A 25,351-nucleotide genomic window follows, 5' to 3' on the forward strand; every position below is an offset into this window, starting at 1 on the left:
GCTTGATTCTATCAAATCCGGTGTGTTTGATGCAATCAAACGAGGGGGAGACGGCTGGGCATGCGGATCGTGGCCGGGCAGTTCCGGGAGCTGACGCAGGAAGACCTGGCCTTCGCGCGCCAGATCGGCTGCGCCGGCATCACCATCAACAAGCCGGATTTCGACAGCCCCGCCTGGGTGGATTTTCTCGCATCGCAGTTCCGCGCCGCCGCGGGCCCGCGGCCGGCGAGGCGCCGATGGTCGGCGATGGAGCTGATCCAGCTTCGCGCCGCCGTGGAGGCGCATGGCCTGGCGCTGGAGTGCATCGAGGGCGTGCCCGCGAATTGGCTCGACCAGGCGATGCTCGGGCTGGAGGGGGCGGCGGCGCAGATCGAGGATTTCAAGGCGACGATCCGCGCCATGGGCCAGGCCGGCATCCCCGTGCTCGGCTACAACTGGATTCCCGATGGCGTCTGGCGCACGGCCAAGGCGGCGCATGGGCGGGGCGGCGCGCTGGTGACGGGGTATGACGATGCGCTCGGCCAGCGCGTCGCGACCGGCGCGCTGCCGGCGCGCGACGATGCGGCGATGTGGGCGAATTGGGAGCGCTTCATCACCGCCGTGCTGCCGGTGGCGGAGGCGGCGGGGGTCAGGCTCTCCCTCCATCCGGACGACCCGCCGGTGCCGGTGCTGGATGGCGTCGCGCGCATCTTCCGGTCGGAGGAATCCTTCGCCCGCGCCATGGCCTTCGCGGACAGCCCGATGCACGGCATCGCCTTCTGCACCGGCACCTTCGCGGAACTGGGCGCCGAGGCGATGATGCGGGCACTGCGGCGCTTCGCGCGGGCGGGGCGCATCCACTACCTGCACCTCCGCAGCGTGCATGGCGCGCTGCCGCGCTTCGCGGAGGCCTTCATCGACGAGGGCACGGTCGATTCCGTCGCCGTACTGCGGGAACTGCTCGACGCCGGCTTCGACGGCTTCGTCATCGATGATCATGTGCCGCACCTCGTGGACGACACGGCCTGGGGCCATCGCGGCCGCGCCCATGCCACGGGGCATATCGCGGGCATCCTGCGCGCGCTGCGCGCCACACGGGGAGGAGACGCATGAGGACCACCATGATCCGCCGGCGCGGGATGCTGGCGGCCGCGGCCTTGCTGGCGCCGGCCGTCGCGCGGGCGCAGGGCAGCGACCGGCCGCTGCGCATCGTCGTGCCCTTCCCGCCGGGCGGGACCTCCGACCTCGTCGCCCGCATCATCCAGCCGGAATTGCAGCGGCTGCTGGGCCAGGCGGTGGTGGTGGATAATCGCGGGGGTGCCGCGGGCAATCTCGGCGCCGACCATGTCGCGAAGAGCGCGCCGGACGGCACGACGGTGCTGCTGACGGATCCGGGGATCCTGACGACGAGCCCCAGCCTCTTCGCGCGGCTGCCCTACAACCCGGCGAGCGACCTCGATCCCGTCACCATGCTGATCTACGCGCCCTACATCATGGCGGTGCATCCGGGGATGCCGGTGCGGAATGGCGCGGAGCTGGCGGGTTATGTGAAGGCCAATCCGGGCCGGGTGAATTTCGCGCATTCCGGCGTCGGCGCGCTGAACCACCTGACGGCGCTGGTCGCCGTGCAGCATTGGGGGGGCGAGGTGACGGAGGTCTTCTATCGCGGCGGCATGCTGGGCATCCAGGCGGCCGCGACGGGGGAGAGCCAGTTGATCGTCAATGGCGCGACGGCGACGCTGCCTTTCGTGACGGATGGGCGGTTGCGCGCCATCGCGGTGACGGGCCCGCGGCGCCTGGCGGAGATTCCCGATGTGCCGACCTTCGCGGAGCTGGGCTGGCCGGCCGCGGAGGCCGGCATCTGGCAGGCGTTGATGGCGCCCGCGCGCACGCCCGCGCCGGTGGTGGCGCGGCTGAACGCGGCCTTCGCGGAAGCGCTGGCGGTGCCCGCGGTAAAGGACCGGCTGGCCGGGCTGGGCGCCGAGGTCCGCACCGAGGGCCCTGACAGCCTGCGCCGCTGGCTGGCCGCGGAGACGGAGTTGTGGGGCGGCATCATCCGCGCCCGGGGGATCAAGCTGGACTGACGACGGTCCAGGGGCGGTTCGCCCCTGGCGGGAGGGGTGTGGGGAGGGCGGAGCCCTCACCACGGTGGTCAGGCGGCGGTATCGGCCAGGTAGCCCATCGCTGCGTCCACGCCGCCCGGCGTGTGTGGCACGCCTTCCAGCCGCAGTCCGATCTCGGTGGCGGCGAGCGTGCCGAGCAGCATCGGCTCGTTCAGGTCGCCGAGGTGCCCGATGCGGAAGACCTTGCCGCCGAGGCGCCCGAGGCCCGCGCCGAGGGCCACGTTCATGGTGGCGACGCGCTTGCGCAGGGCCTCCGCGTCGTGCCCGTTCGGCATCAGGATGGCGGTGACGGAATCGGACAGGCGGTCGGGTTCCTGGCCGTAGAGTTGCGGGCCGTTGTTGCCGGCCCAGTGGCGCACGCAGCGGCGCGTGGCTTCCGCCAGGCGGTGGTGGCGGGCGAGGACGTTGTCGAGGCCTTCCTCCTCGATCAGGCGGAGCGATTCCTGCAGGCCGTAGAAGAGCGCGATCGGCACGGTGCCGATGAAGCTGCGGTGCTTGCGCGCCAGCATCGCGGTCCAGGAGAAGTAGTGCTTGGGCAGCGTCGATCCCTGATGCGCCCGCATGGCCTTGGCGGAGACGCCGGTGAAGCTGAAGCCGACGGGCAGCATCAGCCCCTTCTGGCTGCCGCCGACGGCGGCATCGACGCCCCATTCATCCATGCGGAAATCGAGGGAGCCGAGGGAGGAGATGGTGTCCGCCATCAGCAGGGCGGGGTGGCCCGTTTCGTCCAGGATGGCGCGGATGCGGGCGAGGTCGAGGGTCATGCCCGTCGAGGTCTCGTTGTGCACGGCGCCGATGGCCTTGAGGGCGTGGCTGTGGTCGGCCAGCAGGGCGGCGCGCAGCGCGGCGTAGTCCACGCCGTTGCGCCAGTCCGCCGGCAGCGTATCCACGACGATGCCGAGATCGGCCGCCATCTTGCCCCAGCTTTCGGAGAAATGGCCGGTTTCGATCACCAGGATGCGGTCGCCATGGGAGAGGAGGTTGGCGAGGGTGGCTTCCCAGGCGGCGTGGCCGGAGCCGGTGTACATGAACACCTCCTGCTCCGTGCGCAGCACGCGCTTGAGGCCGGCGACACAGCCTTCATAGACCGCCATGAAGTCGGGGCCGTTGAAATCGACCGTCGCATGGGCGACGGCCTGCATGACGCTGTCCGGGATGTTGGTGGGGCCCGGATTGGCGAAGAAGTGGCGGCCGCGCGGTTTCATGCGTGTTTCCTCCGCGCGCGGCGGGGTGGCCGCGCGCATGGCCCGATGTTCCCGCTTAATGGCGGGATTGGGAAGCGTGGCGTCAGACCGCCGTGCCGCCCACCGTCAGCCCCGTCATCTTCAGCGTGGGCTGGCCGACGCCGACGGGCACGCCCTGGCCCTGCTTGCCGCAGGTGCCGATGCCGGGGTCGAGGCCCATGTCGTTGCCGACCATGGCGACCTTGGTCAGCGCATCCGGCCCGTTGCCGATCAGGGTCGCGCCCTTCACCGGGGCGCCGAGCCTGCCGTCCTCGATCAGGTAGGCCTCGCTGGCGGAGAAGACGAATTTGCCCGAGACGATGTCCACCTGGCCGCCGCCGAAATTCACGGCGTAGAGGCCGCGCTTGACGCTGGCGATCACCTCGGCCGGGTCATGGGCGCCGCCGAGCATGACGGTGTTGGTCATGCGCGGCATCGGGATATGGGCGTGGGACTGGCGGCGGCCATTGCCGGTGGGGGCGACGCCCATGAGGCGCGCATTCTGCCGGTCCTGCAGGAAGCCCACCAGGATGCCATCCTCGATCAGCGTGGTGCGGCCGGAGGGCGTGCCCTCGTCATCCACCGTGAGGGACCCGCGGCGGTCGGGGATGGTGCCGTCATCCATCACCGTGACGCCGGGGGAGGCGATGCGGCTTCCCAGCAGGCCCGAGAAGGCGCTGGTCTTCTTGCGGTTGAAGTCGCCTTCGAGCCCATGGCCGATGGCTTCGTGCAGCAGGATGCCGGGCCAGCCCGGGCCGAGCACCACCTCCATCTCCCCGGCCGGGGCCGGGATGCTGTCGAGGTTGACGAGGGCCTGGCGCAGCGCTTCCGCCACCGCCGCCTTCCAGCTGGCCTCGCCCAGCACGCGGGCATAGTCGAAGCGCCCGCCGGTGCCGAAGCTGCCGGTCTCCCGCCGCCCATTCGCCTCCACCACGACGGCGACGTTGAAGCGCACCAGCGGGCGCAGGTCGGCCACGCGCGCGCCATCCGGGCGCAGGATCTGTACCGCCTGCCATTCGCCGGTGACGGAGGCCATGACCTGCTTCACGCGCGGGTCCTGCGCGCGGGCATAGGCGTCGATCTCCGCCAGCAGCGCGGTCTTGGCCGCGAAATCCATGGCGGAGAGCGGGTTGAGGTCGGAATAGAGATGCCGGTTGGTGGCGCGCGGCGCGACATCGAGCGTGCCGCCATGGCCGGCGGCGACGGCCTTCACCGTCTCCGCCGCGCGGGCCAGCGCGGCTTCGGTGATCTCCGCGGCATGGGCGTAGCCCGCGGCCTCCCCGGCCACGGCGCGCAGGCCGAAGCCGCGGGTCGCGTCGAAGGAGGCGCTGCGGATGCGGCCATCCTCCAGGCTGATCGCCTCGCTCTCCCGGTGCTCGAGGAAGAGCTCGCCATCCTCCGCGCCCTGCGCGGCATCGCGCACCAGGCGTTCGGCGGCGGCACGGTCCAGCGTGTCGAAGAACAGGGCGTCGGTCACGGCCAGGGGATTGGTCACGATGGGTCCTTCCGGGATTCTGTCAGGCCGGCGCTGCGGGGGTGACCAGGCAGGTGGCGGGGAAGCGGAGCACGGCGGCGATGCCCGGTCCTTGCCCGGCTTCGCCTGTGGGTCCCTGCCCGGCATCGCCGGTGGGGCGATCCGCCGGTTCCTCCAGCGCCAGCGTGCCGCCCATCGATTCCACGAGCGTCCGGGCCAGGTAGAGGCCGAGGCCCGAGCCCTGGAAGCGGCGGGCGAGGGAGGCATCGACCTGGGTGAAGGGTTCGAAGACGCGGTCGCGATCCTCCGGCGCGATGCCGATGCCGGTATCGACGACCTGGATGACGAGCCCGGCTTCCCCCAGCGCGGCGGAGAGGCGGATGCGGCCGCCCTGGGGCGTGAACTTCACCGCGTTGGAGAGCAGGTTCATCAGCACCTGGTGCAGCCGCGCTTCATCGCCGACCAAATCCGGCAGGCCCCTGGGCGCGGAGACGGTGAGGGTGAGGCCGGCCTGGAGCGCGGCATCCGCCGCCGCCTGCGCCGCGGCCTGCAGCAGCGGCGCCAGCTTCACGGGCTGGCGCGCCATGGGCAGCATGCCGGACTGGCTGCGCGCGACATCGAGGATATCGTCGATCAGCAGCAGCAGCTGGCGCCCGGCATCGTTGATGGCGCGGGAATAATCCTCGATCCGCGCGGGGTTGCGTTCGCCGACCAGCGCTTCGGAGAAGCCGATGACGGCGTTCAGCGGCGTGCGCAGCTCATGGCTCATGGTCGCCAGGAAGCGGGACTTGGCCAGGGACCCGGCTTCGGCGGCGGCGCGGGACTTCTCCAGCTCCATGCGGATGCGGCGGTCGTCGCTGACATCGGAATAGGTGATGACGTAGCCGCCATCCGGCGTGGGGTCGGAGGCGATGTCGATGACGCGGCCATCGGGCCGCGCCCGGCTGTAGCGCTGGGGCACGGAGCGGTCGATCGACTTCATGCGGATCGCGCCATCGGGCGTGATCTGCCCGCGCATGACCTGTTCGTCGATCAGGTCGTCCATCAGCCGGCCGGGCAGCAGGCGTTCGGCCGGCATGCCGGTCAGGGCGGAGGTCTTGGCATTGGTCGCGATCACGCGGCGGTCGGGGCCGTACATGATGATGCCGTGGCGGATGGTGCCGAGCATCGCCTCCAGCGTCGCGGCGTGGCTGCGCGCCTCGTCCTCCGCCCGGTGCTGGGCGGTGACGTCGGTGACGACGGAGATGTGGCCGCCATCGGGCAGCATGGCGTCGCGGATGGAGATGACGGTGCCGTTGGGGCGCCGGCGCAGCATCTCGTCCCACCCATCGGAGCTGCGTACGAATTTCCGCGCCATGGTGCGCGCGGCGTGTTCGGCGCTGAATTCGCCGGCGGCGACGCGGCGGGCGGCGAGGTCGTCGATCAGGTCCCCCACCTGGACGGGCGCGCCTTCCATGATGCGGCTGTAGGCGGCGTTGAACATGCGCACGCGGCGATCGGGGCCATAGACGCAGACGCCATGCGGCAGGGCGGCCAGGATGCCGTCCAGCATGGCGGCGCGGGCGCGCGATTCGGCTTCCGCCTTCTGCAGGGCCGTCACGTCGGTGACGACGGAGATGTGGCCGCCATCGGGCAGGCGGGCGGTGCGGGCCTCGATCACCGTGCCGTTGGGGCGGTGGTGCAGGACCGGGCGGGCATCGACGCCGTCGCGCGCAAATTGGCGGCCGATGACGAGTTCCGCCTGCTGCGGCGTGAACTCGCCCTCCGCCACCCGGCGGGCGACGATATCCTCCAGCCGGTCCCCCAGCCGGGCGACGGAGCCTTCCATGATCCGCGCATGGGCGGCATTGACCAGGGAGACGCGGCGATCCGGGCCGAAGACGCAGATGCCGTGGGGCAGCGCGGCCAGCACCGCGTCCAGCATGGCGGCGCGGCGCTTCGCGTCATCCTCCGCGCGCTTCAGGGCGGTGATGTCGTCGGCTTCGATCAGGCAGCCGCCATCGGGCATGGGCTGCATGCTGAAGCGCACCACCTCCCCCCCCGGGCGCTGGCGCTGGCGGATGGCGGGGCGGTAGCGGTCGCCCTGCATCCGTTCGCTGATGACGCCGGCCTCCTCCTCCGTCACCTCCCCGCGCGCGACGAGCAGGCCCATCACGTCCCGATGGGTGTGGCCGGGGCGGATGGTGCCGGGGGGCAGGCCGATCAGCGCCTCATAGGCCGGGTTGGAGAGGCTGAAGCGCATCTCCTGGTCGAACAGCGCGACGCCGCCATGCAGGCAGGAGAGCACGGTTTCCAGCTGGCGGGCGCGGCTCGTGGCCTCGGCCTCCGCCCGCACCAGGGTCGTGACATCGGCGCTGCAGGTGAAGAAGCCGCCGCCGGGAAGCGGGCGGCTTTCCAGCAGGATGGTGCGGTCGTCGCGGATGCGCAGCAGGCGGGAGGTGGGGCGGCTGCGGTCCACGGAGAGCACGGCCTGGGCCAGCGTCTCCGGATCCCCCGGGCCATAGCCGCCGGCCCAGGCCAGGATGCGCACGATCTCCGCGAAGGGGGTGCCGGGGGGCGCGATGCGGGGATCGAGGCCTTGCCAGGCGAAGGTGGCGTCGTTGCTGAGGACGAGGCGATGGTCGGCGTCATAGACGACCAGCGCCATGGGCAGCGCGGTGAAGAGCGCGTGCAACGTCTCCGCGGGCGGCGCCGGCGCCACCGTCACGCGCCAGGGGCCGGGCGGGCCGCCGCGCGGGCGGGGGCGGGGCGAAGGGCATGCAGCGCGACCAGCGCCGCCGCCAGAACCAGCACCGCCGTCGCCTGGTGCAGCGTGCCGAGGGAGACGGGCACCACATGCACCAGCGTCGCGACGCCGAGCGCGTATTGCAGCGCGACGGTGGCGCCGAGGGCGAAGACGGCGCGGCGCGCATGGCCGGGCGCCAGGCGGCGCTGCGCGGCCCAGACGGCGCCGATGGCCATGACGGCGGCGATGGTCGCCAGCAGGCGGTGGTTGAACTGCACGGCCAGGATATTGGCCGTCATGTTCCGCCACCAGGGATCCAGCAGCAGGTAGCCATCCGGCAGCAGCTGGCCGTCCATCAGCGGGAAGGTGTTGTAGGAGAAGCCGGCCCGCGTGCCGGCGACGAAGCCGCCCGCCAGCATGGCCGCGACCAGCGCCCAGACCGCGACCTTCATCATGCGCCGCACCGGCCGCGCCTCCGCCCCCGCGCTGCCCTCCGGCCGCAGCAGGCCGAGCGCGGTCCAGACCAGGGCGGAGAAGATGACCAGCGCCAGGCCCAGATGGATCACGAGGCGATAGGGGGAGACGGCGGTGCGATCAGCCTCGAACCCCGAGGCGACCATGTACCAGCCGACCGCGCCCTGCAGCCCGCCCAGCGCCAGCAGGCCCAGCAGCCGCGGCTTGCTGCCCGCCGGGATGCGGCCGCGCAGCCAGAACCAGGCGAGGCCCGCCGCATAGACCAGGCCGATCAGCCGGCCCCAGAAGCGGTGGATCCATTCCAGCCAGAAGATCTCCTTGAACCCCTCGATCCCGAAGCCGGCATTGACCAGCGCGTATTGCGGGATGGTGCGGTAGAGGTCGTAGAGGCGCTGCCACTCCGCCTCGCTCAGCGGGGGCAGGGTGCCCGACAACGGCGCCCATTCCATGATGGAGAGGCCGGAGCCGGTGAGGCGCGTTGCGCCGCCGATGGCGACCATGGCCCAGACCAGGCCGGCCACGCCCAGCAGCCAATACGCCACGGCGCGGCGGTCGCGGCTGGCGGGGGATTCGGCATCGGGCAGGGTCTGGGGGCGCAGATCGAAGGGCATGCGGCCAATATAGAAGCGGTGGGCGATCTGCGCAGCACCCACCCCCCCTGCGCTTGCCGTGATTCCGCGCCCCTGCTACCCCGCCCGCATGGCCCCCGCGCTTCCCCCGGGGCCGGACCGGCCCCCGGGCGCCAGTTCGGCGCCCGGTCTGCCCCCCGCTGACGCCAGTTCGGCGCCCGGCCTGCCCCCCGGTGGCGCCAGTCCGGCGCCCGGCCTTTCCCCCGGTGGCGCCCTTTCGGCGCCCGGCCTCGCCCCCCCGGACAGCCCCGACATCGCCGTCGTCATCCCCATGCGGAACGAGGGACCCAACGTCCTGCCGCTGGTGGAGGAGATCGCCCGCGCCCTGGCCGGCACGCGCTACGAGATCGTCTGCGTCAATGACGGGTCGGACGACGATACCGGCGAACGCCTGGCGGAAGCCGCCACGCGCTTCCCGCTGCGCGCGCTGCGCCACCGCCGGGCCTGCGGGCAATCCGCCGGCGTCGTCACCGGCGTCGCCGCCGCCCGCGCGCCCTGGATCGCGACGCTGGACGGGGACGGGCAGAACGACCCGGCGGATATCCCGGCCCTCTGGGCCCGGGCGCGGGCCGAAGCCGCGCAGGGGCCGGACATCCTGGTGGCGGGGCACCGCGTGAAGCGGCAGGACAGCGGCATCAAGAAGCTCTCCAGCCGCATCGCCAATGCGGTGCGCGCGCGGCTGCTGGGGGATGCGACGCCCGATACGGGCTGCGGCCTCAAGGTCTTCCCCCGCGCGCTGTTTCTTCAATTGCCGCGCTTCGATCACATGCATCGCTACCTGCCCGCCCTCGTGCTGCGCCATGGCGGGCGGGTGGTGAGCGAGCCGGTGAACCACCGCCCGCGCGTGCGGGGCAAGTCCAACTACGGCACGCTGGACCGGCTTGCCGTCAGCATCGCCGACATGCTGGGCGTGATCTGGCTGCAGCGGCGCTGGAAGCGGCCCCAGGTCGAAACCATCGGTCTGGAAGAGCAGTCCTGAGCCAGGCGCCCCGTTCCGCCCGCTGGCGGTCGTTGACGAAACTGCTGGTGCTGGCGGCGGGGCTGCTGGCGGGTGGCGCCTTGCTGCGGGAGATGGGCGGCGTGCCCGGCACCGCCTGGGTGGACAGCACCATCCGGGACGAGGGCATCTGGGGCGAGGTGGTCTTCGTGGCCGTCGGCGCCGCCATCACCGCCATCGGCGTGCCGCGGCAGAGCCTGGCGTTCCTCGGCGGCTACGCCTTCGGCACCGTGCTCGGCACCGCGCTGGCGCTGCTGGCGCAGGTGATCGGCTGCGCGGCCGCCCATGCCTGGGCGCGGGCGCTGGGGCGGGAATGGGCGGAACGGCGGATGGAAGGGCGCTTCGGCCACCGGCTGCGGCCGCTGCGGGATGCGCTGGCCGCCAACCCCTTCAGCGCGACGCTGGCGCTGCGGCTGCTGCCGGTCGGCAACAACCTGGCGCTGAACCTGCTGGCGGGGATGGCGGGCATCGGGCTCGGCCCCTTCGTGCTGGGATCGGCCATCGGCTACCTGCCGCAGACCGTGGTCTTCGCGCTGCTGGGCAAGGGCATCCGGGTGGAGGGCGCGTGGCAGCTGGGCCTGGCGGCGGTGCTGCTGGCGGTCTCCGTCGCGCTCGGCCTCTGGCTGCTGCGGCGGCACCGCGCCGGGCGCGTGATGGACGAGGAAGGCTGATCCCTCACTTGCGCGGGATCATGGACGCGCGTGCCTGTCGGCGCTGGATTGCGCCCCGATATCGGCGGGGATGAAGAGCATGGATTGTGACGTGGCCATCATCGGGGCCGGCCCCGCGGGGCTCGCCCTGGCCTCGGCCCTGGCCGGCAGCGGGCTTGGCGTGACGCTGCTGGAGAAGGCGCCGGAGGCGGCCATCGCCGATCCCGCCTTCGATGGGCGGGAGATCGCGCTGACCCGGAAATCGCAGGCCATCCTGCGGGCGATGGGGGCCTGGGAGGGGATCCCGGCCGACGAGGTGTCCCCGCTGCGGGAGGCGCGGGTGCTGAATGGCGGCCAGGCGCTGGCGCTGCGGCTGAAGCCGGAGGGGGATGGGGAGCCGCTGGGCCGGCTGGTGCCGAACCACCTGATCCGCCGCGCCCTGCATGCGACGGCGATGCAAGCGGGTGCGCGGCTGCTGGCGGGGCGGGGCGTGGCGGGGCTGCGGCTGGGGCGCGACGCCGCGACGGTGACGCTGGAAGGCGGCGGGTCGCTGGCGGCGCGGGTCGTCATCGCGGCCGATTCGCGCTTCTCCGAGACGCGGCAGCGCGCTGGCATCGGCGCCGCCATGGTGGATTTCGGCGGCACCATGGTGCTGGCCCGCATGGCGCATGAGGGCGAGCATGGGGGCGTGGCGACCGAATGGTTCGGCCATGGCCAGACCATCGCCATGCTGCCGCTGAACGGGAAGGTTTCCTCGGTGGTGCTGACGCTGCCGCCGGCGCAGGCGGCGGCGGTGATGGCGCTGGCTCCGGAGGCCTTCGGGGCGGAGATCACGCGGCGCTATGGCGGGCGGCTCGGGCGGATGGTGCTGGCGGGGACGCGGCATGCCTATCCGCTGGTCGGCGCCTATGCCCATCGCTTCGCGGGGCACCGCTTCGCGCTGCTGGGCGATGCGGCGGTCGGCATGCATCCGGTGACGGCGCATGGCTTCAATTTCGGCCTGTCCGGCGCCGCCTTGCTGGCGGAGGCGCTGCGCGGCGCGCGGGACCCGGGGGAGGCGCCGGCGCTGGTGCGCTACGCCGCCCGGCACCGGCGGGCCACCTTGCCGCTGTTCCTGGCGACCAATGCCGTGGCGCGGCTCTACACCGATGACCGCGCGCCGGCGCGGCTGGCGCGGGCGGCGCTTATCGGCGCGGGGGCGGCGCTGGCGCCGGTGCGGCGCGCGATCGTGGCGACGCTGTCGGAGACCAACCACGCGCTGGTGCCGCGCCGGGGCTGAGGCCCCGGCGCCGGCCGGCTCAATGCAGGGTGAATTGCCCGTTGGCGTAGCGCAGCTCCGCGGGCCGGGTCAGCGCGGCGGAGGCGACGCGGACGGAATGCAGCGGCCCGTCGATCTCCCGCCGCCAGAAGTCGAGGAAACTGCCGAGCAGCGGGAAGCGCGGCGCCAGATCGTGCTTCTGCCAGATGAAGGTCTGCAGCAGGCCCGGATGGTCCGGCATGTGGTAGAGGATCTCGGCGGTGGTGAGCCGCCAGTCGGGCAGGGTGGCGAAGCGGGCGAAGCGTTCGAGGCCGGAGAGATCCATCGTGCTCCTTTCTGGCCCGGGCTGGCCGGGCCCTTTGCTGCGTCGCGATGGCCGGGCGGCTTTCGGGGCCTTGCGTGACCATCGCGTTGCAGCATGCCATGCGGGCAAGGCTGGATGTCCAGAAAAACCTTTGGGATCAGTCTGTTAGCACTCGCACTCCGGGAGTGCTGACAACGCTTGACGTGGCCCTGGGACTCCCCTAGATCGTTGGCACTCCTCTGGGGGGAGTGCTAGCGGATGCCATGACGGGTCCGCTGGCCGTGCAAATCTCCGGAAGAGCTTGCCACTCATTGGAAGCGACAGGAGAGGTTCGATGAGCTTTCGACCCCTGCATGACCGCGTTCTCGTTCGCCGCGTGACGGCCGAAGAGAAGACCGCGGGCGGCATCATCATTCCCGACACCGCCAAGGAAAAGCCGCAGGAAGGCGAGGTGATCGCCGTCGGCTCCGGCACGCTGAACGACAAGGGCGAGCTGCGCGCCCTCGACGTCAAGGCCGGCGACCGCATCCTGTTCGGCAAGTGGTCGGGCACCGAGGTGAAGCTCAATGGTGAGGAGCTCCTGATCATGAAGGAGTCCGACATCATGGGTATCCTCGACAACCCTTCCGTGGCGAAGGCCGCCTGACGCAGGCCCCGGGCTGGCGCGGTTCATCCCGCGACGGCCCGACAAGGCCGGCCGGAAGGCCTGCCCTTCGCCTCGTCTCCTCAACGGATCAGATCAGGGAATAAGAGCACATGGCTGCCAAGGACGTTAAGTTCGGCGCCTCCGCGCGCGACAAGATGCTGCGCGGCGTCGACATCCTCGCCGATGCGGTGAAGGTCACGCTGGGCCCGAAGGGCCGCAACGTCGTGATCGACAAGAGCTTCGGCGCGCCGCGGATCACCAAGGACGGCGTGACCGTCGCCAAGGAGATCGAGCTGGCCGACAAGTTCGAGAACATGGGCGCGCAGATGGTGCGCGAAGTGGCCTCGAAGACCAACGACCTGGCCGGTGACGGCACGACGACCGCGACGGTGCTGGCCCAGGCCATCATCCGCGAGGGCGCCAAGGCCGTTGCCGCCGGCATGAACCCGATGGACCTGAAGCGCGGCATCGACAAGGCCGTGACGCAGGTCGTGGCCGAGCTCGAGGCCAAGACGAAGAAGATCACCACCTCCGCCGAGGTCGCCCAGGTCGGCACGCTGTCCGCCAACGGCGAGTCCGAGATCGGCGAGATGATCGCGCAGGCGATGGAGAAGGTTGGCAACGAGGGTGTCATCACCGTCGAGGAAGCCAAGTCCATCCAGACCGAGCTCGACGTCGTCGAGGGCATGCAGTTCGACCGCGGCTATGTCTCCCCGTATTTCATCACGAATGCGGAGAAGATGATCGCGGAGATGGACAACCCCTACATCCTGATCTTCGAGAAGAAGCTGTCCCAGCTGCAGCCGATGCTGCCGCTGCTCGAGGCGGTGGTGCAGTCGGGCCGTCCGCTCGTGATCGTGGCCGAGGATGTCGAGGGCGAGGCGCTCGCGACCCTCGTCGTCAACAAGCTGCGTGGTGGCCTGAAGATCGCCGCCGTCAAGGCGCCGGGCTTCGGTGACCGCCGCAAGGCGATGCTCGAGGACATCGCGATCCTGACCGGTGGCCAGGTGATCAGCGAGGACCTCGGCATCAAGCTCGAGAGCGTCACGCTCCCGATGCTCGGCCGCGCCAAGCTGGTGAAGATCGAGAAGGAGAACACCACCATCGTCGATGGTGCGGGCTCCAAGGACGAGATCAACGGCCGCTGCGAGCAGATCAAGGCGCAGATCGAGGAGACCACCTCGGACTACGACCGCGAGAAGCTGCAGGAGCGCCTGGCGAAGCTGGCCGGCGGCGTCGCCGTCATCCGCGTCGGTGGCAGCACCGAGGTCGAGGTGAAGGAGCGCAAGGACCGCGTGGACGACGCGCTGCATGCGACGCGCGCCGCCGTGCAGGAAGGCATCGTGCCGGGTGGCGGCACGGCGCTGCTGCGCGCCAGCCAGAACCTGGGCAGCCTGAAGGGCCTGAACAACGACGAGCAGGTCGGCATCGAGATCGTCCGCAAGGCGATCCAGGCGCCGTCCAAGCAGATCGCGACCAACGCCGGCAAGGACGGCGCGGTGGTGGCCGGCGAGGTGCTGCGCACGGACAGCTACACCTTCGGCTACGACGCGCAGAAGGACGAGTACAAGGACCTGGTCGCGGCCGGCATCATCGACCCGACCAAGGTCGTGCGCACGGCCCTGCAGGATGCGGCTTCCGTCGCGTCCCTGCTGATCACGACCGAAGCCATGGTCGCGGAGCGCCCCGAGAAGAAGGCGGCCCCCGCCGGCGGTGGCGACATGGGCGGCATGGGCGGCATGGACTTCTGATCGCCTGGCGATCGGGTTCGCCCCGATCGCCGAAGCGACCGGTTTTCTGGACGTCTGGAAGAGGGGCGGACCTGCGGGTCCGCCCCTTTTTCATGACCGCTGACACAAAGTTGACAACGCCGTGACCAGGGCCTTCCGGGCTTTGACACCTGGATGGGCGGTTGAGCATCCTTCATGTGTCATTGCGTTCTGGCTCTCCGCCGTGCCTCCTGGGTCATGCCCCGGGCGACTCCAGGTCCCGCCACCGCATGGCGCCCCCGCCCGGGCGATCGGCGTCAGGGCGTTGCTTGTCAGAAGGAGCGCGGATCGCATGGCGATCGGCACCGTTAAGTGGTTCAATGCGACGAAGGGCTTCGGCTTCATCGTCCCGTCGGATGGCGGGAAGGACGTGTTCGTCCACATCACCGCCGTGCAGAAGGCCGGACTCCAGGGCCTGAACGAAGGCCAGAAGGTGTCCTACGAAGTGGCGATGGAACGCGGCAAGGCGGCCGCCACCAACCTGCGCCCCATGTGACCTGACGGGACCCGGGCATTCCGGGTCCCGGCGTGATCGGCACAGGCGCGCGCGCCTGCGCCACCCCATCGGGGCTGGCCCGCCCTGCGACAGGGGCCATCCCCCCAGCTTTTCCGGCATCCCGCATCGGCCAGCCTGGCATGCCAGGCTGGCCGAATGCTTGTCAGCCCGCTTCCTGCACGAAGACGCGCCGCGCGCCGAGGTCCCGGAGCGCGCGTTCCGCCTGCTGGCGCGCGGCATCGTCCGCGGCGCGCAGCCCGATGACGGGCCCCTTCGCATCCGGCGGCGGCGCATGCGTGGCGTGGTCCGCCGGCGCGGCCGCCGCGGCCACGGCTTCGCCCACCACGCCCGTGCCCGCCCCCGCCGCCGCGGCGGCGGCGACCGCCGGCAGCAGCGCGCCGCCGCTGGCGATGACGATGCCCGCTGCCGCCATGGAGGTGGCGGCCATGGCCGTGCCGACGCCGAGCTGGCGCTGGTTGCGGCGATCGGCCTCCGCCGGGTTCTCGTCCGGCGGCTCCACCTGGTCATTCACGGCGGGGGGCGCGGGCGTCGCCGCCTGGGTCGATCCGACCTCGTCCCGTGCCCCGCTGGCGCGCAGACGCTCGATCGCGTCGTCGCGCGCCGCCTCGGTCTCGAACTCGCCCCAGACGACGGGCACCGCCGGTGGCGTGTCGTCGCTCTGGCCCGTCCATTGGCTGCTGTCCACGGTGATGGCCATGCTCACGCCCTCCGCTATGGTTCCGCGGAGGAACGCCCCTGGCGCCGTCTCGTTTCCGATCGGAGTGACCGCGTGTTCGACCTGCCCGCCCTGGAAGACGCCGCCCGCCTGGTGCACGGCGTCTTCCCGCCGACGCCGCAATACCCCTGGCCGCTGCTGGCCGCGCGAACGGGCGCGGAGGTCTGGGTGAAGCACGAGAACCACACGCCGACCGGCGCCTTCAAGGTGCGCGGCGGGCTTGTGTACATGGACCGGCTGGCGCGGGAGCGGCCGGGCTGCGCGGGCGTGATCTCCGCGACCCGGGGCAATCACGGGCAGTCGCTGGCCTATGCGGGGGCGCGGGCGGGCGTGCCCGTCACCATCGTCGTGCCGCGCGGCAACAGCGTGGAGAAGAACGCGGCCATGCGCGCGCAGGGCGCCGACCTGGTCGAGCATGGCGAGGATTTCGACGCGGCGCGGGTGGAGGCGATGCGGCTGGCGGCGGAGCGCGGGCTGGAATTCGCGCCCTCCTTCGCGCCGGACCTGGTGCGGGGTGTCGCGACCTATGCGCTGGAATTGCTGCGGGGGGCGCCGACGCTCGATGCGCTCTATGTGCCGATCGGGCTCGGGTCGGGCATCTGCGGCTGCATCATGGCGCGGGACCTGCTGGGCCTCGCGACGGAGATCATCGGCGTGCAGAGCACCGGCGCCGATGCCTATGCCCGCAGCGTCGCGGCCGGGCGCGTGGTGACGACGGAGGCCGCGGTGACGAAGGCGGATGGCATGGCGACGCGGGTGCCGGACCCCGCGGCGCTGGCGATGATCATCAAGGGTGCCGCGCGCATCGTGACGGTGACGGATGAGGAGGTCGCCGCCGCCATCCGCGCCTATTGGCAGGACACGCACAATCTGGCGGAGGGCGCGGGCGCCGCGCCGCTGGCGGCGCTGATGCAGGAGAGGGAGCGGATGCGCGGCAAGCGCGTGGCGACGATCCTCTGCGGCGGCAATATCGACCTCGACCTGTTCCGGAGCTGGGTATTGGCGTGATGCTTGCGGATCGAAGCCGATCCGCCCTCAATCGCCGGCGCTTCGCTTGGCTTCGCCGGACTGCGGCGGGCGCCTGTCATGGAGATGTTGAATGAGCGCCTTGCTGATCCGCGACTGCCGCCCGATGGGCGGCGCGGCCACCGACATCCTGGTGGAGGGCGGGCGCATCGCCGCCATGGCGCCGGGGCTCGCCGCGCCGCCTGGCGTCGCGGTGGAGGAGGGCGCCGGGCGGCTGGCGCTGCCGGCCTTCGTCGAGGGGCACACGCATCTCGACAAGACGCTCTGGGGCATGGGGTGGTGGAAGAACGAGGTCGGGCCGCGCCTCATCGACCGCATCGATGGCGAGAGGGCGGAGCGCAAGCGCCTCGGCCTCGACCCCGCGCGGCAATCGGACCGGCTGGCGCGGGAGTTCCTGAAGCGCGGCACCACGCGCATCCGCAGCTTCGCCGATGTGGACACGGAGAACGGCACCACCCATAGCGACGCGCTGGTCGCGCTGCGGGAACGGCTGCGCGGCACGATGGACATCCAGGTAGTGGCCTTCCCGCAATCCGGCGTGCTGGTCCGCCCCGGCACGGCGGAACTGCTGGAGCAGGCGCTGCGGAATGGCGCGGACATCATCGGCGGGCTCGATCCCTCCGGCATCGATCGCGACCCCAAGGGGCATTGCGACCTGATCTTCGGCCTGGCCGCGAAGCATGGCGTGCCGGTCGATATCCACCTGCATGAGCCCGGCGAGCTCGGCGCCTTCGCGATGGAGCTGATCATCGAACGCACGGTCGCGCTCGGCATGCAGGGGAAGGTGGTGGTCAGCCACGCCTTCTGCCTGGGCGACGTGGCGCGGGCCGATGCGCTCTATGCCGCGCTGGGGGAGGCGGGGATCGGGCTGGCGACCACCGCGCCGCCGTCGCGCCCCGTGCCGTCGATCAAGAAGGCGCGGGCGGCGGGGGTTTCGATCTTCGGCGGCAATGACGGCATCCGCGATACCTGGACCCCCTACAACATGCCGGACATGCTGCAGCGGGCGATGCTGATCGGCCTCAAGAACGAGTTCCGGCGCGACGATGAGCTGGTGCTGGCCTTCGCCGCGGTCAGCGACTGGGCGGCGGCGGGCTGCGGCTTCGGCGAATACGGGCTCTCGGTCGGCGCGCGGGCCGACCTGGTGCTGCTGGCGGCGGAGAATGTGCAGGAGGCGGTGGTGGCGACGCCGCCATCCCGCACCGTCATCAGCCATGGCCGCGTCGTCGCCCGCGACGGCGTTTTGAGCGTCTAACGAACGGGGCCACCGTCGGGCCGTTCCTGTCCGGGCAAGGGCAGGAGCGAACCGATGAAAATCCACCACCTCGATCTGGGGCATGCGCGGCCGCTGGGCGGGCGCCTGATGGACGGGGTCAGCCCCGGGCCGGTGGCGCGGCTGTCCTGCCATTGCCTGCTGGTCGAGACGCCGCATCACGGGCTGGTGCTGGTGGATACCGGCTTCGGGCTCCGCGATTGCGCGCGCCCGGTGCCGCGGCTGCCCGCCTGGAACCTGGCGCTGCTGCGGCCGCGGCTCGACCCCGATCGCACGGCGATCCGCTGGGTGAAGCGGCTCGGCTTCAAGCCGACCGATGTGCGGCACATCGTGATGACGCATCTCGATTTCGACCATGCCGGCGGGCTGGTCGATTTCCCGCATGCCACGGTGCATGTCTCCGCGGCGGAGGCCGATGCCGCGGTCAATCCGCGCGGCTTCCGCGACCGCGCGCGCTGGCGTCCCGTGCAATGGGGCTATCGCGGGCGCTGGCAGCCGGTGGAGACGCGGCTCGGCCGGCGGGGCGGGGGGGAGCGTTTCTTCGGCCTGCCGAATGCGCGGGAGCTTCCCGACCTGCCGCCGGAGTTCCTGATGGTGCCGCTGCCCGGCCATTCGCCGGGCCATGTCGGCGTGGCGGTGAAGGGCCCGCGCGGCTGGATGCTCCATGCCGGGGATGCCTATTTCAACCGGGCGGAGGCGCATGGCGATGGCCGCGCGCCGCCGCTGGTGGCCGCCTATGAACGGCTGATGGCGGATGACGACCGGCAGCAGCGGGAGAGCCTGGCGCGGCTGCGGGCGATGCTGCGGCAGCCCGGTTCCGACCTGGCGGTCTTCTGCACCCATGACGCGGTGGAATTCGTCGCCATGGCCGCCTGGAGCGAGAGCGACTACGCGCCCCCCATGGTCGCCGCGAATGACGCAGGGCCGGCGGCGGCCTTCGCCTGACGACGGTCCAGGCCCGTCCCGGGCCTGGCGTGGGGGGTTCCGGGGGGAGCAGGGCTCCCCCCGTCTTCAGATCACCTGGTACCGCGCCTTGGCCGCCCGCTCGATCGCGCCCGCCACCAGCCGGTCCAGGTCCAGCCCGATGCGGAGGTCCTGCAGCAGCTGCAACTCCTCCTGCGTCGCGTCGCCATCGGCGGCGCAGACCTCGCAGGCCAGCAGGTAGGCGGTTTCGCGCAGGCGCATGGGCAGCGCCTCCCGGATCATGGTCAGGGCCTCGTCCAGGCCTTCGGTGCGGCCGAGCAGGCTGGAGACGGCTTCCGTCACCGTCTCGATCTCCGTGCTGTGGAAGTCGGAGAAGGCGGGCAGGCCCTGGACCAGGCGCGTCATCATGGCGAGTTCGGCATCGGACATCGGGCCATCGGCGGCGGACATCAGCACCATGGCGCAGACCAGCGCTTCCTGCGCGGTGAAGGGCGCGAGGCCGGCGGGGGCGCGGGTGGGCATGGCGGTGGTCTCCGAGGCGTGGGGGATCGTCGTCGCGCGGGGCAGCCCGGGGGTCAAGCCGGGCGGGGATCAGGCTTCCGCCAGCCGGCGCTCATGCCTCCCACCCGATGGAGCGGCGGAGGAAGGCGGCGCCGAGGGCGGCGAAGCGCGCGACCTCGCTGTTGTCCTTGCCATAGCCATGGCCGCCGGCCTCGGGTTCGTAGAAGCGGGCGTCGTAGCCCAGGGCCTGGAGCTTGGCGGCCATCTTACGGGCATGGCCGGGATGGACGCGGTCGTCCCGCCGGGTGGTCGCCAGCAGGATGGGCGGGTAGGGGCGGCCGGGTTCCGCGGCGTGATAGGCGGAGAAGGCCTGGATGAAGGCCCAGTCCTCGGGCTTGTCGGGATCGCCGTATTCCGCGATCCAGGAGGCGCCGGCCAGCAGCTTCGTGTAGCGGCGCATGTCGATCAGCGGGATGGTGCAGAACAGCGCGCCGAAGCGTTCGGGGTAGCGCGTCAGCATGTTGGCGATCAGCAGCCCGCCATTCGATCCGCCTTCGGCGGCGATGCGGCCGGGCACCGTCACGCCGCGGGCGACGAGGTCGGCGGCGATGGCGGCGAAATCGTCATGGCTCTGCGCCTTGCGGGCACCGCGCCCGGCCTCGTGCCAGGCGGTGCCGAATTCGCCGCCGCCCCTGATCTGCCCGACCACGGCGGTGCCGCCCTTGGCGAGCCAGAGGCGGCCGGAGACGGTGGAATAGACGGGCAGGCGGGAGACCTGGAAGCCGCCATAGGCGGAGAGGTGGACGGGGGCGCGGCCCGTCCCGTCCTTCGGCCCGACCTGGACATAGGGGATGCGTTCGCCATCCGTCGAAACCGCCTCGTGGCGCGTGACGACGAGGCCCGCGGCATCGAAGGCGGGGGTGGAGGCCTTGAGCAGCGCGGGGGCGGCGGGGGCGGTGCTGGCCAGCAGCAATTCGGGCGGCGTGACCGGGTCCTGGGCGAGCGCCAGCAGCGTGCCGTCCGATTCCTCGGCCTCGGCATCGAGCGGCCAGAGATTCACCACGCCGATACGGGGCAGGCCGGGGACCTCCGCCGCCACCCATGCGCCCGGGCCGGGCGTCAGGATGGTGAAGACGGGGGCGAGGTCGTCGAGGATCGACAGCACCAGCCGGCCGTCGCACCAGAAGAAGTTCTGGAGCGCGCGGCGGGGCTCCGGCGTGAACAGCAGCCGCGGCGCCACCTTCCCCGCCAGCAGGTCGGCCAGCGCCAGGCCGAGCAGCGTGTCGGGGGCGTAGGTGGTGTCCCCCACCGTCCAGGGGGTGCGCGGCTTCACGGCGATGAAGCCGTGCTGCCAGGTGTAGTGGGCGTCGGTCGGCAGGGGCACCAGGGTGCGGGGGCCGTCGCGGTCGCCGATATGGATGGTGGCGTCGAAGAAGCCGATGCCGTCGCGGAAGACGATGCTCTCCCGCCCGCCTTCCCGGTCCACGCCGGCCCAGGCGGAGAGGTGATCTTCCGGCACCTCGAAGATCACCGGCGCCGCCATGGGGTCCGTGCCGCGCGACCAGCGGCGGATGGTGCGGGCATAGCCGGAGCTGGTGGTGCCACCCAGCGCGGAGGAGAGCAGCAGCGTGTCCCGGTCCAGCCAATCGGCGCTGCCCTTGGCTTCCGGCAGATCGAAGCCGCCGGCCACGAAGCGGCGCGCGCCGAGGTCGAATTCCCGGATCACCACCGCATCGCCGCCGCCGCGGGACAGGCGCAGCAGGGCCACGTCATGCGTGCCGGGGAAGGTGGTGGCGCCGGCCCAGACCCAGTCCTGGCCTTCCTCGGCCGCCAGCGCATCGATGTCGAGCAGCACCTCCCATTCGGGCGTGGCACCTCGAAAACTGTCGAGCGTGGTGCGGCGCCAGAGGCCGCGGGGGTGCTGCGCGTCCTGCCAGAAGTTGAAGAGGTGCGGGCCGCGCCGCGTCACCATGGGCAGCTTGTCCGGCCGGTCCAGCGCCGCCTTCAGCCCCTCCCGGTCGGCCTCGAACCGCGCATCGGCGAAGGCGGCGAGCGTCCTGGCATTCTGCTCGGCGACCCAGGCGATGGCGGCCTCGCCCTCCACCTCCTCCAGCCAGAGATACGGATCGTCATCCGGGGCGGCGAGGGTGGGGCGGAGGTCCATCATTCAGTCCTCGTCGAGGAAGAGGCGCGTCTCGGCCACCGCATCAGCGAGGCCGAGGCGGCGGACGCTGGTGCCGGCGGGCAGGCCGGCGAGGAGGCGGGAGGGGCAGGAGCGGTCGAGCAGCACGAAGACGCCCTTGTCGTCGCCGCGGCGGATCAGGCGGCCGAAGGCCTGGCGCAGCCGGTGGCGGGCGATGGCGTCGTCATGCGCCTTGGGCTGGCCCTCCGACAGATGCGTCCGCCGTTCCCGGTGCAGGATGGAGGGGCGCGGCCAGGGCACGCGGTCGAAGACCAGCAGGCGCAGCGAGCGGCCGGGCACGTCCACGCCATCGCGCATCGCATCGGTGCCGAGCAGGCAGGAGGCTTCCTCCGCCCGGAAGACATCGACCAGCGTGGCATTGTCCATGGCGTCGATGTGCTGGGCGTAGAGGGGGATGCCGCGTTCCGCCAGCGGCTGGGCGATGCGGGCATGCACGTCCCGGAGCCGCCTGACCGCGGTGAAGAGGCCGAGCGCCCCGCCGCCGGAGGCCGTGAACAGCGCGCGATAGGCGCTGGCGACCTGGCCGGGATCGGACTTGTTCACATCCTCCACCACCAGGACGCGGGTACGGGTGGCGTAATCGAAGGGGGAGGCGACGGCGGCGCGGATGGCGGGGGCGGCCAGGTGGCTGGCGCCGGTGCGGGCCTCCGCCGCGCGCCAGGCGGCCTCCGGGTCATCCTCCGACATCTCCGCCTGGTCGCGCAGCGTGGCGGAGGTGATGAGCACGCCATGGGCGGGGGCGGCGACGGCCATGGCGAAGGGCTGGGTCGGGTCCAGGTGGTGGCGGAACATGCCGCAATCGAATTCCCGGCCCTCACGCCGTTCCAGGGCGAACCAGTCCACATAATCCGGCCGCACGCCGGGCGGGCGGGGCGGTTCGCGCAGCACGCCGAGCATGGCGCCCCAGGCGCCGAGCGGCATCAGGGCGCGGCGTTCCAGGCCGCGGCAGGCGGCCTCGATGCGGATGCGGTCGCCGACCTCCAGCTCCTCCGCCTCATCCTCCAGCCTGGCGTTCAGCCGGTCCCGCAGCAGCTGCAGGGGGGCGTGGAGGCGGGCGAGGGCGTCGCGCAGCGCCGCCCCGGCCTCGGCCACCGGGGCGGCGAGGGGGTGCAGGTCGCATTCGATGCCGTAGCCCGCATCCTCGTCCTTGGCGCGGGCGAGCACCTGGCCGCGGACGGACCGGAGAAAGGCTTCGGTGGCGCCGCGGGGCTCGTCGCGCTCGTCCGACAGGCGGTTGGGCCAGCCGGGGCCGGGCAGGGCGCGCGCGGCCTGGAGGGCTTCCTCCAGCGGCAGCAGCAGGTCCGGGCGATCGCCGACCAGTTCCTCCAGCCGCCGGGCGAGGCCGCGGGCGCGGGAACGGCCGCCCTCCGCGCCCAGCAGCCAGCGGCGCAGCTCCGCCGTCTCGCCGCCCGTGAGGTCGGCGGAGAAGGCGGCGTCGGCGGCGTCGAAGAGGTGATGGCCCTCGTCGAAGACGAGGCGCAGCGGGCGGCCATCCTCGCCGCCGCCCAGCGCGGCCTGGACCATCACCAGCGCATGGTTGGCGACGACGAGGGTGGCGCTGCGGGCGCGGCGGATCGAATGCTCCACGAAGCACTGCTTGTAGTGGCCGCAGGCGGAATGGATGCATTCGCCGCGCCGGTCGGCCAGCGGCATGACGGCGTGGTGGCCGAAGAGTTCGGAGAGCCAGCCGGGAAAGTCGCCGCCCATGATGTCGCCATCCCGCGTCGCCAGCGCCCAGCGGGAGACGAGGGCGAGCGGCAGCATGATGCCGCCGAGCGAGGCGGCGCCGACCGCTTCCTCCATGTTGAGGAGGCAGAGGTAGTTCTCCCGCCCCTTGCGGACGACGACACGGCGGCGGCGTTCGTTGGGCTCGGGGTAGAGGCGCGCCGTCTCCTGGTCGATCTGGCGCTGCAGGTTGCGGGTGAAGGTGGAGATCCAGACCGGCGCGCCGTTGCGTTCCGCCCAGAGGCTGGCGGGCGCGACATAGCCCAGCGTCTTGCCCGTGCCGGTGCCGGCTTCCGCCAGCACCAGGTTGGGCGCGCCCTTGGCATCCCGCGCCTGGAAGGCGCCGGCGGCGGCGGAGGCGTAGTCCGCCTGCTGCGGGCGCTGTTCGGCGCCCTCGCCCAGGATGTCCGCCAGGCGGCGCCGGGCCTCCGCGGGGGAGACGGGGTGGTGGGCGGGGGGCGGCGGGGGGGCGACTTCCTCCCAGTCGGGAAGCCGTCTCCAGACCTTCAGGGGATCGAGCGAGGGGCGGGCATCGGGCTGGCCGAGGGCGGCGAGCACGCTGTCCGCCCAGGGCCACTCCACCTCCGCCCGCAGCTTGGCGGCCAGCATGGCGGCATCGCGATTGAGCGGCGCGTTGCGCCCGGCGGCGAGGTGGCGGAGCAGGATGGTGGCGAGGTCCGGCAGCATCGCCGCCATGGCCTCCTCCTCCGCCGGCGCGTCGCGGTCCAGCGCGATGGCCATGCCGCGCGGCGTGGGCGCCACGGGGCGGGCAGGGAGGCAGAAGGCGAAGAGTTCCAGCAGGTCACAGGCCGGGAAGGCGCCGATGCCGAGGCGCTTCGCGGTGGCGGGGGCGTGCACCACCATGGGCGGCGGCATGTCCCGCAGCCTTCGGCCGATCTCGATGGCGGGGCCGGAGAAGAGTTCGCCATCGGGCGTCAGCAGCGTGCCGCGCCCGAAACCGGCGATGAGGGCGGGGCTGTCCGGCAGCAGCAGGCGGGGCTGGCGGGCGGTCTCCGCGGGGCGCGGGCGAGTCATGCCGCCAATGTGGCGGCTTGGCCCCTATGAACAAAGGGGGAAAATCGTTCGGATGACCCAATGGCGGCCATCCGACCGACCCTCCCCCACGCCATGATGGTCAGGCGGCGGCCTTCAGTGCCGGCACCCGTTCCGCGATCTGCACCGCGTTCAGCGCCGCGCCCTTCAGCAGCTGGTCGCCGCAGACGAAGAGGTCGAGGCCATGGTCGCCGAAGACCAGGTTCTGGCGGATGCGGCCGACTTCGCAATCATCCTGCCCCGTGGCCGTCAGCGGCATGGGGTAGAGCTTGTTGGCGACGTCATCCACCACCTTCACGCCGGGGGCGGCGCGCAGCACCTCCCGCGCGGCCTCGGGCGTCACGGGGCGCTCGGTCTCGATGGTGATGGCTTCCGCATGCACGCGCATGGTCGGGATGCGGACCGCGGTGCAGGAGACGGGGAGGTCCGGCAGGCCCATGATCTTCCGCGTCTCCCAGACCACCTTCATCTCCTCCTTCGTGTAGCCATTGGGCTGGAAGGCATCGATGTGGGGGATGACGTTGAAGGCGATGGGGTGGGCGAAGACCTCGTTGCGGGCCTTCTCACCCTCGACCAGCACGCGGCGCGTCTCGCGCTCCAGCTCCGCCATGCCCTCGGCGCCCGCGCCGGAGGTGGCCTGGTAGGTGGAGACGATGACGCGCTTGATGCCGAAGGCCTTGTGCAGCGGCGCCAGCGCCACGACGGCGATGGCGGTGGTGCAGTTGGGGTTGGCGATCAGGCGCGCATGGCCGATGGCGCCGGCATTCACTTCCGGCACCACCAGGGGGACGTTGTCGTCGAGCCGGAAGGCGGAGGAATTGTCCACCACCGTCACGCCGGCCGCGACCAGCGCGGGGGCGTGCTGCTTGGCGAAGTCGCCGGAGACGGCGAGCAGCGCGAGGTCGAGGTCCCGCGCCGCTTCCGGCTTGAACTCCTCGATCGTCACCTCGCCGAAGGGGGTCGTGAGCCGCGTGCCGGCACTGCGGCCCGAGGCGAAGAGGCGGAGTTTCGTCACCGGGAAGCGCCGACGCCCCAGGACCTCCACCAGCTCCCGCCCCACCGCTCCGGTGGCGCCGATCACTCCGACCCGCATCGCACGCTGCTCCTTCTGGGCTCCAGGCCCGGCTGCAAACCAGCGTCGCATAGCGGAAACCGGCGCCGGC

21 protein-coding genes are annotated in these 25,351 nt (G+C 71.9%); 11 read left to right on the plus strand and 10 right to left on the minus strand.

From position 1 onward, the window contains the following. The first annotated feature begins 60 nt into the window (after positions 1-60). Positions 61-1,092, plus strand: coding sequence for a mannonate dehydratase (locus JJI54_RS06630; RefSeq protein WP_203072004.1), 1,032 nt, complete (start codon positions 61-63; stop codon positions 1,090-1,092). Beyond that, a complete protein-coding gene (locus tag JJI54_RS06635) occupies positions 1,089-2,063 on the plus strand; it encodes a Bug family tripartite tricarboxylate transporter substrate binding protein (RefSeq protein WP_226381400.1) in 975 nt (324 codons plus the stop codon). Before JJI54_RS06630 ends, JJI54_RS06635 begins: the two co-directional genes overlap by 4 nt. A gap of 68 nt (positions 2,064-2,131) precedes the next feature. Here JJI54_RS06635 and JJI54_RS06640 read toward each other — a convergent pair whose 3' ends face one another. The 4 genes from JJI54_RS06640 to JJI54_RS06655 all read right to left on the minus strand — a co-directional run bounded on the left by JJI54_RS06640 (position 2,132) and on the right by JJI54_RS06655 (position 8,609). Next, positions 2,132-3,307: a pyridoxal-phosphate-dependent aminotransferase family protein gene (locus JJI54_RS06640; protein WP_203072006.1), complete on the minus strand. Its 1,176-nt coding sequence runs from the start codon at positions 3,305-3,307 to the stop codon at positions 2,132-2,134. An 82-nt stretch (positions 3,308-3,389) separates the two neighbouring features. Next, on the minus strand, positions 3,390-4,820 hold the full coding sequence (gene tldD / locus JJI54_RS06645; RefSeq protein WP_318987452.1) for a metalloprotease TldD: 1,431 nt from the start codon (positions 4,818-4,820) through the stop codon (positions 3,390-3,392). Between the two features lie 22 nt (positions 4,821-4,842). Further along, complete coding sequence (locus JJI54_RS06650; protein WP_203072010.1) at positions 4,843-7,506, minus strand: PAS-domain containing protein; 2,664 nt, start codon at positions 7,504-7,506, stop codon at positions 4,843-4,845. Beyond that, positions 7,503-8,609: a COX15/CtaA family protein gene (locus tag JJI54_RS06655; protein WP_203072012.1), complete on the minus strand. Its 1,107-nt coding sequence runs from the start codon at positions 8,607-8,609 to the stop codon at positions 7,503-7,505. The genes JJI54_RS06650 and JJI54_RS06655 overlap by 4 nt, the downstream gene beginning before the upstream one ends. 271 nt (positions 8,610-8,880) lie before the next feature. Between JJI54_RS06655 and JJI54_RS06660 the strand changes: the two genes are divergently transcribed. The 3 genes from JJI54_RS06660 to ubiM all read left to right on the plus strand — a co-directional run bounded on the left by JJI54_RS06660 (position 8,881) and on the right by ubiM (position 11,553). Next, positions 8,881-9,606, plus strand: a complete 726-nt coding sequence (locus JJI54_RS06660; protein ID WP_318987461.1) for a glycosyltransferase — start codon at positions 8,881-8,883, stop codon at positions 9,604-9,606. A gap of 32 nt (positions 9,607-9,638) precedes the next feature. Beyond that, positions 9,639-10,295 carry a TVP38/TMEM64 family protein gene (locus JJI54_RS06665; protein WP_226381402.1) on the plus strand — a complete coding sequence of 219 codons (657 nt, stop codon included), beginning with the start codon at positions 9,639-9,641 and terminating at the stop codon, positions 10,293-10,295. 79 nt (positions 10,296-10,374) lie between these two features. After that, entirely contained in the window at positions 10,375-11,553 is a 1,179-nt protein-coding gene (ubiM, locus tag JJI54_RS06670) for a 5-demethoxyubiquinol-8 5-hydroxylase UbiM (protein WP_203072016.1), read from the plus strand. A 19-nt stretch (positions 11,554-11,572) separates the two neighbouring features. On the opposite strand, the gene JJI54_RS06675 is transcribed toward ubiM, so the two are convergent. Next, positions 11,573-11,857, minus strand: a complete 285-nt coding sequence (locus tag JJI54_RS06675) for an usg protein (protein WP_203072017.1) — start codon at positions 11,855-11,857, stop codon at positions 11,573-11,575. A gap of 313 nt (positions 11,858-12,170) precedes the next feature. Between JJI54_RS06675 and groES the strand changes: the two genes are divergently transcribed. The 3 genes from groES (at position 12,171) to JJI54_RS06690 (ending at position 14,747) form a co-directional block, all read left to right on the plus strand. Beyond that, on the plus strand, positions 12,171-12,482 hold the full coding sequence (gene groES, locus JJI54_RS06680; protein WP_133289015.1) for a co-chaperone GroES: 312 nt from the start codon (positions 12,171-12,173) through the stop codon (positions 12,480-12,482). A 110-nt stretch (positions 12,483-12,592) separates the two neighbouring features. After that, positions 12,593-14,233, plus strand: a complete 1,641-nt coding sequence (gene groL / locus JJI54_RS06685; RefSeq protein WP_203072019.1) for a chaperonin GroEL — start codon at positions 12,593-12,595, stop codon at positions 14,231-14,233. A 310-nt stretch (positions 14,234-14,543) separates the two neighbouring features. Further along, a complete protein-coding gene (locus tag JJI54_RS06690; protein ID WP_092955136.1) occupies positions 14,544-14,747 on the plus strand; it encodes a cold-shock protein in 204 nt (67 codons plus the stop codon). A 163-nt stretch (positions 14,748-14,910) separates the two neighbouring features. Here JJI54_RS06690 and JJI54_RS06695 read toward each other — a convergent pair whose 3' ends face one another. After that, complete coding sequence (locus JJI54_RS06695; RefSeq protein ID WP_203072021.1) at positions 14,911-15,465, minus strand: hypothetical protein; 555 nt, start codon at positions 15,463-15,465, stop codon at positions 14,911-14,913. 72 nt (positions 15,466-15,537) lie between these two features. On the opposite strand from JJI54_RS06695, the gene JJI54_RS06700 reads away from it, so the two are divergent. The 3 genes from JJI54_RS06700 (at position 15,538) to JJI54_RS06710 (ending at position 18,727) form a co-directional block, all read left to right on the plus strand. Continuing rightward, on the plus strand, positions 15,538-16,491 hold the full coding sequence (locus JJI54_RS06700; RefSeq protein ID WP_203072023.1) for a threonine dehydratase: 954 nt from the start codon (positions 15,538-15,540) through the stop codon (positions 16,489-16,491). A gap of 91 nt (positions 16,492-16,582) precedes the next feature. Continuing rightward, a complete protein-coding gene (locus tag JJI54_RS06705) occupies positions 16,583-17,764 on the plus strand; it encodes an amidohydrolase family protein (protein WP_203072025.1) in 1,182 nt (393 codons plus the stop codon). 54 nt (positions 17,765-17,818) lie between these two features. Continuing rightward, complete coding sequence (locus JJI54_RS06710; protein WP_203072027.1) at positions 17,819-18,727, plus strand: MBL fold metallo-hydrolase; 909 nt, start codon at positions 17,819-17,821, stop codon at positions 18,725-18,727. Between the two features lie 66 nt (positions 18,728-18,793). Here JJI54_RS06710 and JJI54_RS06715 read toward each other — a convergent pair whose 3' ends face one another. From JJI54_RS06715 to JJI54_RS06730, 4 genes are all read right to left on the minus strand, one after another. Next, positions 18,794-19,228, minus strand: coding sequence for a tellurite resistance TerB family protein (locus tag JJI54_RS06715; protein WP_203072029.1), 435 nt, complete (start codon positions 19,226-19,228; stop codon positions 18,794-18,796). Positions 19,229-19,319: 91 nt separating this feature from the next. Further along, complete coding sequence (locus JJI54_RS06720) at positions 19,320-21,374, minus strand: prolyl oligopeptidase family serine peptidase (protein ID WP_226381403.1); 2,055 nt, start codon at positions 21,372-21,374, stop codon at positions 19,320-19,322. Next, positions 21,375-24,170, minus strand: a complete 2,796-nt coding sequence (locus JJI54_RS06725; RefSeq protein WP_203072031.1) for an ATP-dependent DNA helicase — start codon at positions 24,168-24,170, stop codon at positions 21,375-21,377. 100 nt (positions 24,171-24,270) lie between these two features. Continuing rightward, positions 24,271-25,281, minus strand: coding sequence for an aspartate-semialdehyde dehydrogenase (locus JJI54_RS06730; protein ID WP_203072033.1), 1,011 nt, complete (start codon positions 25,279-25,281; stop codon positions 24,271-24,273). Between the last annotated feature and the right edge of the window lie 70 nt (positions 25,282-25,351).

This window comes from Falsiroseomonas ponticola, from assembly GCF_016805305.1.
Classification (GTDB): domain Bacteria; phylum Pseudomonadota; class Alphaproteobacteria; order Acetobacterales; family Acetobacteraceae; genus Falsiroseomonas; species Falsiroseomonas ponticola.